This is a genomic window from Pseudorhodobacter wandonensis (assembly GCF_001202035.1).
In the GTDB taxonomy this organism is placed as follows: domain Bacteria; phylum Pseudomonadota; class Alphaproteobacteria; order Rhodobacterales; family Rhodobacteraceae; genus Pseudorhodobacter; species Pseudorhodobacter wandonensis.
Window position 1 is genome coordinate 12,497 of sequence record NZ_LGHT01000032.1, and the last position, 13,729, is coordinate 26,225.

12 protein-coding genes are annotated in these 13,729 nt (G+C 58.4%); 1 reads left to right on the forward strand and 11 read right to left on the reverse strand.

Annotated elements, in window-relative coordinates:
- Nucleotides 1-67: 67 nt before the first annotated feature.
- From AKU79_RS10390 to AKU79_RS10420, 7 genes are all read right to left on the reverse strand, one after another.
- Nucleotides 68-787 carry an alanyl-tRNA editing protein gene (locus tag AKU79_RS10390; protein ID WP_050523540.1) on the reverse strand — a complete coding sequence of 240 codons (720 nt, stop codon included), beginning with the start codon at nucleotides 785-787 and terminating at the stop codon, nucleotides 68-70.
- A complete protein-coding gene (locus AKU79_RS10395) occupies nucleotides 788-3,277 on the reverse strand; it encodes a DUF3772 domain-containing protein (protein ID WP_156209646.1) in 2,490 nt (829 codons plus the stop codon). It lies immediately after the preceding gene.
- 5 nt (nucleotides 3,278-3,282) lie between these two features.
- A complete protein-coding gene (locus tag AKU79_RS10400) occupies nucleotides 3,283-4,314 on the reverse strand; it encodes a cysteine synthase A (protein WP_050523589.1) in 1,032 nt (343 codons plus the stop codon).
- A gap of 130 nt (nucleotides 4,315-4,444) precedes the next feature.
- Entirely contained in the window at nucleotides 4,445-5,575 is a 1,131-nt protein-coding gene (locus tag AKU79_RS10405; RefSeq protein ID WP_050523541.1) for a gamma-glutamylcyclotransferase, read from the reverse strand.
- 1 nt (nucleotide 5,576) lies between these two features.
- Nucleotides 5,577-6,074, reverse strand: coding sequence for a TrgA family protein (locus AKU79_RS10410; protein ID WP_050523542.1), 498 nt, complete (start codon nucleotides 6,072-6,074; stop codon nucleotides 5,577-5,579).
- Between the two features lie 95 nt (nucleotides 6,075-6,169).
- On the reverse strand, nucleotides 6,170-7,585 hold the full coding sequence (locus tag AKU79_RS10415) for a cryptochrome/photolyase family protein (protein ID WP_050523543.1): 1,416 nt from the start codon (nucleotides 7,583-7,585) through the stop codon (nucleotides 6,170-6,172).
- A gap of 146 nt (nucleotides 7,586-7,731) precedes the next feature.
- Nucleotides 7,732-8,964, reverse strand: a complete 1,233-nt coding sequence (locus AKU79_RS10420) for an aminotransferase class V-fold PLP-dependent enzyme (RefSeq protein WP_050523590.1) — start codon at nucleotides 8,962-8,964, stop codon at nucleotides 7,732-7,734.
- A 215-nt stretch (nucleotides 8,965-9,179) separates the two neighbouring features.
- Between AKU79_RS10420 and AKU79_RS10425 the strand changes: the two genes are divergently transcribed.
- On the forward strand, nucleotides 9,180-10,235 hold the full coding sequence (locus AKU79_RS10425; RefSeq protein ID WP_050523544.1) for an extracellular solute-binding protein: 1,056 nt from the start codon (nucleotides 9,180-9,182) through the stop codon (nucleotides 10,233-10,235).
- A 71-nt stretch (nucleotides 10,236-10,306) separates the two neighbouring features.
- On the opposite strand, the gene AKU79_RS19490 is transcribed toward AKU79_RS10425, so the two are convergent.
- The 4 genes from AKU79_RS19490 to AKU79_RS10445 form a co-directional block, all read right to left on the reverse strand.
- Nucleotides 10,307-10,462 (reverse strand): hypothetical protein, encoded by a 156-nt coding sequence (locus AKU79_RS19490; protein WP_197087276.1) that lies wholly within the window; start codon nucleotides 10,460-10,462, stop codon nucleotides 10,307-10,309.
- Nucleotides 10,463-10,541: 79 nt separating this feature from the next.
- The gene (locus AKU79_RS10435) at nucleotides 10,542-11,546 is read right to left on the reverse strand and encodes an ABC transporter ATP-binding protein (protein ID WP_050523546.1); all 1,005 of its coding nucleotides are present in this window, start codon (nucleotides 11,544-11,546) and stop codon (nucleotides 10,542-10,544) included.
- A complete protein-coding gene (locus tag AKU79_RS10440) occupies nucleotides 11,543-12,541 on the reverse strand; it encodes an ABC transporter ATP-binding protein (protein WP_197087278.1) in 999 nt (332 codons plus the stop codon). The genes AKU79_RS10435 and AKU79_RS10440 overlap by 4 nt, the downstream gene beginning before the upstream one ends.
- Nucleotides 12,538-13,725 (reverse strand): ABC transporter permease, encoded by a 1,188-nt coding sequence (locus AKU79_RS10445; RefSeq protein WP_050523547.1) that lies wholly within the window; start codon nucleotides 13,723-13,725, stop codon nucleotides 12,538-12,540. The genes AKU79_RS10440 and AKU79_RS10445 overlap by 4 nt, the downstream gene beginning before the upstream one ends.
- Nucleotides 13,726-13,729 lie beyond the last annotated feature (4 nt).

Below are 13,729 nucleotides of genomic sequence, written 5' to 3' on the forward strand. Positions count from 1 at the left end.
AGCCTGCATTTATAGGTAGTGACAAGGGGGGCTGTTCAGAATTTCGACGATTGCGCTGCCAAATTCATCATTCCACCAAACTCAGACTTACGCGGCGGTTCTGGCGGCCTTTATTTTCGACTTTTCCCAGTGCCACGCGGCCAATTTCGCTGGTCCGGGCCACATGGGTACCACCGCAGGGTTGCAAATCGACCTGACGCGTGGCGTGGCCTATGCGCACCAATCGCACGCGGCCTGCCCCCATCGGCGGCATGACCGACATGGTTTTCACCAGACCCGGATTGGCCAACAGCTCTTCTTCCGAGATCCAGCTTTCTGTTACCGGCAGATCGCTGTCGATCAAACGGTTCAGCGCATCCTCAACCGCTTGCATATCTTGCGGCGCGTCAGGCATCGCAAAATCAAGGCGCCCCTTCTCGGCTGTGATCTGCCCGCCTGTCACCGGCAAAGGAATGACCACCGACAGCAAATGCAGCGCAGTATGCACGCGCATATGCCGATGGCGGCGCGGCCAATCCAGCACCTGTCGCACCATTGCGCCCACGGCAGGCATCTCGGCAGGTATGGCGGCAACCAAGCCCACCTTTTCAGGCCCTAGCTTGACAGTGGTCGCGATTGGTAAGGCCTTATCTTGCCACAACAAATGCCCGCTATCGCCCGGTTGTCCGCCACCGGTGGGGTAAAACACCGTTCGGTCCAGAACAATCGCGCCTTCGGGCGTATGCGCCACGACGACGGCTTCGGCCTCGGCCTGATACGGGTCGGTTCGAAACAACAAGTCAGTCACTCAAACCTCCTTTCGCGGCCTGTCCGCCGGGGGCGCGTCGCCTTCCGGCTCTGCAAGGGCAACCGGCTCACCGGGTTGGAGCGCCGGCGCCACCATTTGGGCCAATATCTCGGGGTTTCGCAACCAGATGTCGCGCTGGCCAAAGGGTATCTCGATGCCCTCTTCGGCAAAGCGGCGCGCGATTTCGTGGTTCATCTCTGATCGCACCGCCATCGAGAAATTGACATCGCGCAAAATCAACCGGATTTCAAAATCCAGACTATCCGCACCAAAATTCACCAACAGCACATTCGGCGGCGGGTTCAGAACGGCCAGCGGTTGCGCCTCGGCGATCTCTTTCAAGATCTTCTCGACCTTGCGGGTATCAGTGCCATAGGCAACCCCAACCTTTACAATCAACCGCCCCGACAGGTTGAACCGGGTCCAGTTCGTCACCATGCCCGACACAAAATCCGAATTGGGGACGATCACATCGGTGCGGTCAAAGGTCTGAATTCGGGTCGAGCGCACGGAAATCCCGCTCACTGTGCCCATCACACCGTTCACCTCAATCCAGTCACCTTCCGAAATCGGCCGCTCGATCAGCAAGATAATGCCTGCCACAAAGTTGGAAACGATGTTTTGCAAACCGAAACCGATACCGACCGACAGCGCACCGGCAACAATCGCAAGGCCCGACAAATCGATACCCGCGGCCGTCACCCCGATCAGTGCCGCAAGGAAAATACCGATATAGCCGACACCCGCAACAATCGCGTTTTGCCCGCCTTGGTCGAGGCTGGTTTTCGGCAAGATCGTAGCCTTCAGCGCCCCTTGCAAAAGGCGCGTAACCAAGTACCAAAACCCGAAAACGACAGCCAGCAAGATATAGTCGGACGGCGAAATTCGGGTTGCCCCAATCTGAAATCCGTCACGCAGCTTGGTGAAAACCTCGGTCAGGTCGGCAACCCGTGCCCCCCATATCAGCGCAAAAAACGGGGTCGAGGCAAAGCTCAGGAAAAAGCCGATCAACACCGGCACCAGCGCATCACGCCCCCGTTCGTCCGAGCGGATAATAACCGAATAGATCGCCCCAACCAGATTTTGCAGCGTCATCAGCAACCCGATCAGCCCAAGCGAGGCCACCATCGGAAAAACCAGCCCCGAAGCCGCAGGAATATAGCCAACCGCCCCCAGAAACGGTCCGATGACGGCCACCGCAATAGAGGCACGTGCAATCAGCGAAATCAGCCGCGTCGCAAAAGTCTGCGCCGTATCAGCCTCGTCATCGGCCCCTGCCTCTTCTTTCGCATTCCGCAACAGCAACTTGCCCAGACGGTATAGAAAATAACCGGCGACAACGACCGTCGGAAAAGAAAGCACCGCGTTGCTTGCCTCGGTCAACTGGCTGCTTGGCAAAAACGCCTTTCGCAGAACTTCGAGCCCCAGCACCAGGCCCAAAGCCTGCGCCAGAAACCGGCCCTTGGTCCGCGCGGCCGTAGACATACCCAAATGGGTTTGCACATTATTTGCCCGTGGAAAATTGCAAGACCCGATCCAGCGCGCAACAAAAACAATAATGCCGAAAACCACCACTTCGCCAGCGACAACTTCGCCCAGCGGCCCCAACATCCCCGACATGATCGCCGCCGTTGAAAAGGCCAGAACCCCAAGGGTCGGGACAACAATCTGACCGAGCGAGGCAACAAAGGCCCAGATCTCGCGCGCATTCGAATGGCCACGCTCTAACAGACGAAAGGCCACACCTTCAACAAACGACCTGCCCCGCAGAATGGTCAGCGCCGAAAACAACAGCAGCAAAACGATCGGCGGCAGTTTGTCCAAAGCCGTGGCGCGCTTGGCCTCATTTTGCCAATTGGCGGTCAGCTCATCGGTCAAACCTTTGGTCGCGGCCAGCACGCTTTCCATCGCCGCAGGCCAGGCTGCCGGGTTCAAAGGCGTTGGCCAAAGCTGCAGCAACGCATCCGTCTGGCGCTCTCGTACCAACGCGTCGATTTCACGGATCATGCCGTCGGCGCGGCTATAGGCCTCAACCGCGGCGATAGATGGCGCTTGCAGCACGCTTAATTGCTTGTTCAAATCGGCCCGCCGTGCGGCGATGTCTTTTGCCTCGGTTGCACCATCGGCAGGCACCGGCCCCAAAGCATCGATTTGCGACTTGATCGTCGTCAACCGCGCCGCATTTGTCCCTTGCGCGGCCAGAAATCTCTCGCGCCAGGATGCGATTTCGCTGCGCAAGGTTTCAAGCCGGATATCACTAGAGCTAGGATCCCCGATCAGCTTATCCGCAGCAGAGGCAAATTTTTCCCACGCAGGATAATCCAACGGTGCCGCAGCATCTGCCGCTTCGGGTTTTGCCCCGGTTGACAAATTTGTCTGGGCAAAAACCGGCGCAACGCTGCCAAAGCCCAGCAGCATTGCCAAGGTCAAAGCCAAGATCGAAGCCAAGACCGAAGACAGTATAAAACCGGCGGATTTGCGATCAGCCATGTGCCTCACTCTTCAAACACGGCCGGAATTTCGCGCCCCGCCGCATCTAACCATTCTGGCACAGGCAAACCTTTGGAGTGCAGGAATTCCGGATTGAACAATTTGGACTGATAGCGCGTGCCATAGTCGCATAGAATAGTCACGATTGTATGGCCCGGCCCCATCTCGCGCGCCATGCGAATGGCCCCCGCGACGTTGATACCAGACGATCCGCCAAGGCAAAGCCCCTCCTCGGCCAGCAGATCAAACACAATCGGCAGCGCCTCGGCGTCAGGAATGCGATAGCTGTAGTCGGGTTTGAACCCTTCCAGATTGGCCGTAATCCGCCCCTGCCCGATACCTTCGGTGATAGACGAGCCGGGGCTATCCAATGCGCCTGTCGTGTAAAACGAATGCAGCGCCGCACCTTCCGGGTCGGCCAGACCGATTTTCACACCTTTGGGCTGCAACGCCAGCGCCATACCCGCCAAAGTGCCGCCAGACCCGACCGCGCAAATGAACCCGTCTACCTTGCCGCCCGTCTGTTCCCAAACCTCGGGACCAGTGGTTTCGACATGCGCCTGCCGGTTTGCCGTGTTGTCAAACTGGTTGGCCCAAATTGCGCCATTCGGCTCAGTCTGTGCCAGCTTGGCGGCCAAGCGTCCGGAATAGCGCACATAATTGTTGGGGTTCTTGTACGGCGCGGCTGGCACTTGTACCAATTCCGCCCCCGCAAGCCGCAGCATGTCTTTCTTTTCCTGACTTTGGGTTTCCGGAATAACGATCACCGTCCGAAACCCCATCGAGGCCCCGACCAGCGCAAGGCCGATGCCGGTATTGCCGGCTGTCCCCTCAACAATCGTGCCACCCGGCTTCAGCAAGCCTTTGGCCACAGCATCCTTGATGATATACAGCGCCGCACGGTCTTTGACCGATTGACCGGGGTTCATGAACTCGGCCTTACCCAGAATCTCGCAGCCCGTCGCATCCGATGCCTTGTTCAGCCGGATCAGGGGTGTTTTGCCAATAGCGTCGGCCAAATCGCTGTAAATCTGCATCTGCGCATTCCTTTTATCTTCACGGCCAACGGTTTTTACGGCCATCGCTCTTTATGCCGTGTCTACGGGCTGACAAGCCCAAACTCAAGCGCGAGACCGCCAGCAAACAGGCCGCGCGCCAAACAATCCCTCACAATCCTGTGCGTGCAGCCTCGGCCATCAGCCGTGGGCGCTCACGCTCCAGCCAGAAATAGCTTATCAAAAGCGGCCCCGTTGTCGCCTCGCCCCGCGCGACCAACGCCGCAAACTCGGTAAACGGCAGAATATGGCCCTTTATATCCTCGGCCTCGCTTGGCTCACCGCCCAAAATCGCCGCCCCATCGGGCAGATCGGTCAGGGCGATATAAGAATAGATATACTCGGTCTTTGCCCCCGGTGTCGGATAATAGCCCCCGATCGGCAACAAGGCCCCCAAGTTCAAACCCGCCTCTTCAACCGCTTCGCGCCGCGCCGCCACTTCGGCCGTCTCGAACGGATCGATCCGCCCGGCGATGGGTTCAAGTTGCCACGGCTGCACATCACCCCGCGCGAATGGCCCCACGCGAAACTGCTCGACACATAGCACCCTATCACGCACCGGGTCATAGGGCAGTACCGTCACCGCATCGCCAGACACAAACACAGCCCGTTTGACCACAGGGCTTTGCTTGCCGTCAAACTTCTGGAATGAAACGAAATATTCCTCGACACCAAAGAAATCCGCATAGGCGAGCTTGCTGTTTTGCACAGCAACATCCGCAGCTTGCGTCACGCGCCGCAGGCCGTTCGCAGGGGCCTGTGCGGCCCGCACGCGGCTTGCCCCGCGCACCAGCATCGGCCAACGCCGCGACGGCGCAATCGGCGCAGGATAGAGCGCCATCACATCCGCCGCTGTCGTCACAATGATCTCGCCAAACCGCGTTACCCAATCGTCCAGACGCCATGCAGCGCCCGGCTGCCACAGGCCGGGATCGGGCACATAAACCCGCGCGGGTCGGGGCATGTCGCCTGCCAACCGCACCGTACACGGCTGCAAACTATACCCAAACGGGCCTTCGTAATAATCCAGCCGCGCAACATCTTCCGCCGTCAGATCGGTCAGCAAAAGCCCCTCGGCCTCGCCCCCTTGCGCCGCAATGATCAACGGAAAATCATGGCCCTCGGCCCAATGCACCGCATGATCGGCCAAGCGCGCAGGAACCGCAACAGGCACGCGCCCCAATACAAGGTGCAGCAGCGCGGGGTGGCACAAGGTGCCATAGATAAACAGCGGTTCCGTCATATCAATCCCAACGCCTCTTGGCCCATTCGGCGCCAAGCGCACCCAAAATCCCACCCATAATCAAAACGCTTCCAACCTCCACAGTGAGAGCTTTCTGGCCATATTCCAATGCCAGCGCGAATATATCCACAATCGCCGTCAGCGGGCTGTCATAGCGCTTTCGAAATGCCTCGCGCACCATCAAAACAATCGAAAACACCAGAATTGCCCATGCCGTAATGGTCACCGATGTGCGAATGCCCGACCCCATGGCCCGCCGATACCCACTGCCCGTCAAGGCCCCCATCACGCGCCAGCCGCAGATCACACCGATTGCCGCGCAAATCACGTTGAACTGGCCGTATCGCATGCCCTCTGGCATCCCGAGCTTATACGCCTCGGCGGCGATAAACGCGATTGCCCCGAACCAGACGGCAGCAAACAGTTTCGAAATCGTCGGCATATGGCCCCTGTCCGGCTGAACTGTCACGCGCGTTTCGGCGCGTTTTATGAATTGCATCGCCGCCCAGTTTCCGCGTTCAGCCGCACAAGCGCAAGACCCCCAGAGTTCATATCTTTGATTTCATTTCCTTGCGTTCGGTCAACGACCCGCTGTCAACCCTTGCCGCGCGCAGCATAGGCGTCAAGCGCGCGTTGCCGCCCCTGCGCCAATCCGATCAACCGCTCCGGATAGGCCTGCCCCGCATCCATCCCCCAAGCCTGCGGCACAGCCTCAAAATAGCTCAACGCCACCTCACCGGGCGACGGTGCCAATTCGGCAATGAACCGCTGGCGATAGGCCGCTTTCGGGTCAAATTTCTCGGCCTGCGTCGCGGGGTTGAACACCCGAAAATACAAAGAGGCATCAGGCCCAGAGCCCGCAACCCATTGCCATCCCATCGCATTCGCAGCCGGGTCCCAATCGGTCAGACATTCGGCAAACCACGCTTGGCCCACGCGCCAATCGGTCAGCAAATGCTTGGTCAAATACGACCCCGCAATCATCCGCGCACGGTTGTGCATCGTCCCTGTAACATACATCTCGCGCATTGCCGCATCGACAAAGGGCTCGCCCGTCATCCCGCGCCGCCAACGCTCGGCATCTTCATTGTCACCGCGCCATGCAAAGCCGTCCCATTCCTCGCGCCAGTTGCGGCTGGTGATATGCGGCGAATGATGCAGCAAATGATAGGCAAACTCGCGCCAAACCAGCTCTTTCAAAAAATGCTCGGCCCCTGCGCGCCCTTCATGCAGCGCCCGCATTCCTGCGTGCCACACCGCTCGTACCCCGATCTCGCCATAGGTCAGGTTTTCCGACAAACGCGAGGTCGCATCCTCGGCCGGAAAATCGCGCCGCTCTTTATACCCATCAACCGGCCCATCCAAAAACGCCGCAAGCCGCGCCTCAGCCACCGCTTCACCCACACCGACATGGCGCGCCACGACAGCGGCCCCCCGCTGCATCGCACGGCCCAACTGCCAGTCCTCTAACACGTCACTGACAGGCCAAACCTGCGGCGCACGCATCCCAACCGGCGCGGGCAAAGGTCCCGCCACATCCAAATTCTTCACTGCCCGCCAAAAAGGTGAATAGACCTTGTAAAACCCGCCCTGCCCCGTGGCCACCGTCCAAGGCTCAAACAGCACATGCCCTGCATGGCTCACAGCCTCCAGCCCAACCGCCCGCAACCCTGCTTTGACGGTTGTGTCCCGCGTTTTGGATACAGGGTCATATAGCCGCGACCAATGCACAGCCCCCGCCCCAACCTCGGCTGCCAAACCTTGCAACACCTGCAACGCCGCACCGCGCCGCAAAATCAGCTTGCTTCCAATGCCTTCCAACGCCCGCGCAAACGCCGCCACCCCAAGGCCCAGCCGCCACTTTGCCGCAGCCCCCAATGCCTCGGTCTCGGCGTCCAACACAAATACCGGCACCACAGGCCGCCCTGACGCCACCGCCTGCGCCAGCATCGGGTTATCCCCAAGGCGCAAATCCCGCCGTATCCAAACTATCAAAGGGCTATCTGTCATAGGCTCCACTCAAAACCACTTGTTCCCTATACGCCGCCACGCAACCAACAGATCACCTTACCCCATCATCTATCCAAAAATATCCTCGGGGGGGAAGGGTTTGCCCCGCAAACCCTGTTGGGGGGCAGACAGCCCCCCTTCCGCCCTCACAAAACCGCGTCCAGCGCCGCAATCAATCGCGCCACCTCGGCCGCGGTCGTGTAATGCACAAAGCTCAGCCGCAGCACACCCCGTTCAACATCCACGCCCATCGCCTCCAACGGCCGCACGGCATAGAAATCGCCGCCCCCCGCCATAATTCCATGCTTGGCCAACTCGGCCGCCACAGGCTCGGCCGCGCGGTCCAGTGCCACAGCCACCGTCGGGGCCCGCCGCGCCGCATCACGCGGGCCGATCAGGCGCAGGTCATTGCGCGCGGCCAGATAGTCCAGCAAAGGCTGCAATATCCGCACCTCATGCGCCCGCATCAGATCATGCACCACGCGGTTACGCTCAAGCGGCCCCGCCACCCCATCCGGCACATGATGGGCATAAAGCGCATCGATATAATCGGCCATTCCCGCACAGGCCGCCACCTGCGCATGGTCCGGCCCCGCCGACGTAAAGCGCTTATACAGGCTGCCCGCATTGAAATAATGGCATTGCGCTGGCAAAGCCTCGCCCACGGCGCGACGCAACACCATGATGCCTTGATGCGGACCATAGGTTTTATACGCCGAAAACAAATAGATATCCGCCCCCAGCGCGTTCATATCCGGAAAGCCATGCGGCGCATAACTAACCCCGTCCACACAGGTAAAGGCGCCTGCATCCCGTGCAATCGCGCAAATCTCGGCCACGGGGTTCACCTCGGCCACCACGTTGGAACAATGCGGAAAGCACAGCATCCGCACCTTGCCATCCGCCAACAAACCGCGCAAAGCCGCCAGATCCAGATGCCCCGTTTGCGGATCAACCCGCCACTCTCTTACCTCAACCCCGTCTTCAGCCAGCCGCCGCCACACGCCCGAATTCGCCTCATGGTCCTGATTGGTCACAACAACAGCGCCGCCTTGCGTTGCAATCAACCGCCGCACCGCCTGCGCCAGAACATAGGTGTTCGCGCTGGTCGAAGGGCCAAAAGACACCTCGTCGCCCTCAACCCCCATCATCGCGGCCAGCCGCGCACGGGCCTCATCCATCTCGGCCCCGCCCAGCTGTGACGCGGCATAGGGCGCATAGGGCTGCACCTTGCGATGCGTGTAAAACCGCGTCAGCCGGTCAATCACCTGCCCGCAAGTATAGGACCCGCCCGCATTCTCAAAAAACGCCTGCCCCGCCAACGCTTCGCTTTGAAACGCCGGAAACTGGCTGCGCACGAAATCGACATCTAATTCCATAAATCCCCGCAAAAACAACTGTCGCGCACCCACCGCGCAAACATATCTGGCAGACCTTAGCCATAAACGACGCCCCCGCAACCCGCCATTCGATCCGATTTGACGCAGGAAAAGCCGCTTTTCCCCCTTGAGCCGTTCGCCGCAACCGCCTAGCCTTTGCTGGTCAAGGGCTTCGTGCCCCAACACAAAAAATGACCCAACAACAGAGGTTACCAATGCAAACCAAAAACAAACTGCTGATCGGCGCCGCTTTCGCGCTTGCCTTGCCCTTTGCCCAGGCCCATGCCGCCGACCCGGACCTGATCGTCTTTGACTGGGCCGGCTTTGAAGATGCCAACCTTATCAAACCCTATGTCGAAAAATACGGCCAATTGCCCACCTATGCGTTTTTCGGTGATGATGACGAAGCCTTCCAAAAGGTCGCGTCAGGCTTCAAGGCCGATGTGGCACACCCTTGCTCGCAGATGGTGTCAAAATACCGCGATGCTGGTTTGATCGAACCATGGGACGTGTCGCGCATCCCCAATTTCGGCGAAATCGCCCCGCGCTTCCTGAAATCCAAGATTTTCAGCGATGACACCGGCGTTTGGTACATCCCTACCGATTACGCCTATACCGCCATCGCCTATAACACCAAGGATGTGCCCGCCGAAGATGTGGCCTCGCTTGATGTGTTCCTGAACCCGAAATACGCAGGCCGCATCTCGCTGCCAGATAACACCGATGATATCTGGTCGCTGGCGCTGCTGGCCACCGGCGTAAGCGACTGGACCGACATAACCGAAGACCAGTTCCAAGCCGCCGCCAAATGGCTGCGTCAGGCCCATGAAAACGTCGTCGCCTATTGGGCCGACCCGTCCGAGCTGTCGCAGCTGATGGCCGGCGGTCAGGTTCAGGTAGCATGGTCATGGAATGATTCGATTGCCCTGATGCGCGAAGAGGGATTCCCCGTTGGGTTCCAACGTCAGGCCAAAGAGGGTGCTGCATCTTGGTTCTGCGGCTATGTGAACTTCAAGGATGCACCGGGTTCCGAAGACAAGGCCTATGATTTCATCAATGCCTGGCTCGACCACGGTTCGGCCCGCGGTTTGCTTGACGGGTTCGGCTACGCCCACACCAACGACAAAGCGATGGCTGAAATTCCGACCGAAGATCTGGTTGCCGCCGATGTAAGCCCGATCGACACCACATTGCTGGCGCAAACGCCAATCAACAGCCAGATGCGTGACCGGATGTTGGAAGAGTTTGAGAAAATCAAAGCAGGGTTCTAAGCTAACCTAACCTAAACCTAGGCCCGCCTCGTTTGCTCTGGGCGGGCCTTTTGCTGGAATGGTTTTGCGTGTCAGCCCATAAAGGCCCACATGCCGCCCAGAATAACCACCAGATAGAAAATCATATTAAACATTGACCGGATCAGCCCCGCATCTGATGTAGGGTCAACGCCAAGGCGCTCGCACATCTTGGTGCCAGGCCAGAGTATCACGTCAGCAATTTTCATAGCGTTTCCCCAATAGGTATTTTTCATACCCATTTTGGCACATTTCAATTGGCATTACAAATACCAATTAAAGCCAACCCTACCCCGCAGGCACGGCCAGCAATTCGCGCCAGCGATGGCACGAAACCGAATGCCCGTCGCCGGGGTTTTCCAGCGTCGGTTCCTCGACACGGCATCGGTCAATCACATTCGGGCAGCGTGTATGAAACTTGCACCCCGGCGGCTGGTTGGTCGGTGACGGAATTTCCCCCGTCAGCTTTTGCCCGCCCCGGCGATCATCGGGGTCAAGCGACGGAATGGCCGAAAACAGCGCCTTGGTATAGGGATGGCGCGGCGCCTTGAACAAGGTGCGCGTCGGCGCAGTTTCCACCAAGCGGCCCAGATACATCACCGCCAGATGGTCACAGGTATGCGCCACAACCGACAAATCATGGCTGATAAACAAAAACGTCAGCCCCATTTCGCGCTGAATATCCTTTAGCAAATTCAATACATCGGCCTGAATTGACACATCCAGCGCTGCCACAGACTCGTCCGCCACAATAAAGTTCGGCCGTGAAACCAGCGCCCGCGCGATCGAAATCCGCTGCCGCTGCCCGCCCGAAAACGCATGTGGGAAACGCCGCAGATGCTCAAGGTTCAACCGGCATTTCGCGGCAATCTCGCGCACACGGGCATCGGTTTCCTCGCGCGATTTGGTCAGGCCCATCACCTCTAGCGGCTCGGCAATGATATCGCGTACCGTCATGCGCGGCGAAAGCGCGGCATAGGGGTCTTGGAAAATCAGCTGCGCCCGTTTGCGGTAATCTTTCAACGCAGGGCCGGTCAGCGTGCCAAGGTCATAGCTCACCTCATCATCATTATAGGCCGCATGCCCCCCCGTGATCGGCACCGCCTTTAGAAACGCCCGCCCCAACGTGGTTTTACCCGAGCCAGACTCGCCCACCAGCCCGAAAAACGAACCCTTCTCGATATCCAGACTTACATTATCCACCGCCTTCAGAATGCTTTTGCTAAACATCCCCGAGCCGATCTTGAACCCGACCGACAGGCCCCGCGCAGAAATCAACGGCTTCTCGCTCATGCTTTGCCCCCTTCGGAATACAGATGGCAGGCCACAGAATGGTTGGCATCAAGCTGCACGCGCTGGGGCAGTTTCGCCTTGCACACGTCACCAATAATCTGCGGGCAACGGGTATGAAACACACAGCCCGGCGGCCGTTCCAGCGGCGACGGAATATCGCCCGCCACCGGCGTCAAAGGCGCATCCAGATCATCCAGTTTCGGCAAAGCCGCCAGCAGCCCTTGGGTGTAAGGGTGCTTGGCATGACGGATCACATCGCGCACCGGCCCCGTTTCAATCACCTTGCCCAGATACATCACCGAAACCTTATCGGCAGTCTGCGCAATCACCCCCAGATCATGGGTAATGAACAAGATGCCCATGTGAAACTCGGCCACCAAATCCTTCATCAAATCAATAACCTGCGCCTGAATCGTCACATCCAGCGCAGTCGTCGGTTCATCCGCAATCAAAAGGCTTGGCTTGGTTGAAAGCGCCATCGCGATCATCGCCCGCTGCCGCATCCCGCCCGACAGTTCAAACGCGTATTGGTCAAACCGTTTACTGGGGTCCGAAATCCCCACGCGGTCCAGCATCTCGATCGAAATCTCTTTCGCCCGCGCTTTGGTCATATCGCCATGAATAAGCAGCTGTTCAACCATCTGGCTGCCGATGGTGATCGCAGGTGCAAAACTCGCCATAGGCTCTTGAAAAATCATCGAAATCGCGCCGCCACGGGCGACCTTCAGCTCTTTGGCCGTGCGCAGTTTCAACACATCGACAACGCCCGCATCGGTATGCAACAAGATCTTGCTTTCAGGCGCGTATACCGCGTTCTTGGCATTCAAATGCATCAAGGCCTTGGCCGTTACCGATTTGCCAGACCCGGACTCGCCCACCAGCCCCATCACCTCGCCTTTGTCGATGGTAAAGCTCACATCATCCACCGCCGTAATCAGCCCCTCATCGGTGCGAAATTTCAGCGTCAGGTTTTGAACGTCAATCAGCACAGTCATTTCTTGCTATCCGAATAAGGGTCTGCAGCATCACGCAGGCCGTCACCCACGAAAACAAAGGCCAGAACAAGGGCGACGAAAAACAGAACAGGGATGAAATACCATTGATAATTCAGCAAAACATCCGCTTTGGATACGTTCTGCATCATCGCGCCAAGGCTGTTTACGGGGTCTTTCAACCCCAGCCCGATAAACGACAGCGCCGTTTCCGACCGCACCATATAAGGAAACGAAATCATCAGATCGACGATGATATAGCTGGTGAAACTGGGCAACAAATGCCGCCGGATAATGTGGCTGCTCGACGCCCCGCACAGCTCGGCCGCCAGCACATATTCCTGCGACCGCTCGGTCAGCAAATGCGTCCGGATACGCCGCGCGAGGGTGGGCCAGCCAATCAGGCCAAGGATGATCGAGATAAAGAAGAAACGCGCCTCGGATGACCATTCGGGCGGCAAAAACGCGGCCATCGCCATGAACAGCGGTATCTGCGGCACCGTTCGGATTGCATCGGTAATCATCTGCAAAACGCTATCCAACCAGCCGCCGAAATACCCTGCCACCCCGCCAATCGCCAGCGCCAGCACGAATGAAATCAGCACCCCCAGCGTCCCGACCGCAAGCGAGGTCCAGATCGCGTGCAGCGTGCGGCTGAAAATATCCTTGCCACTGGCATCGGTGCCAAAAAGATGGATCTTACCGCCCTCAACCCCGAACAAATGGATATTCGACCGGATCAACGCCACATCAACATTCAGCCCGAAGCTCCTGAGATCTAACCCGAAAAGCGAATATTCCCAGTCGCGGGTAAAGAACTGCATATACAGCCGATGCTCGCGGTTTTCCTTGACCACCCAGCGGAAATTCGTCGCCATAGACCGTTCGCGCTCGTTTGCGTAAATGAACGGCCGCAAGGAAAACCCGTTCTCATCCCACATTTTCGGCAATTGCGGCGCGCCGTTTTCATACTGGTCATCCCGCCCCGCAATCGTCGGGTCATAGGGCGACAGGAACGGCGCAAACAGGCCCATCATAATCATGATAATCAGCGCCCAGGCCGCGATCATCGCCGTGCGGTTCGATTTGAACCGCGCCATGATCAACTGGCCTTGGCCTGCGGTAAAATAGGCCTCTTTGGCCTTTTGGTCGATATCGGGTGCGGTTGCGGTTTTGCGCCAAAACATACGT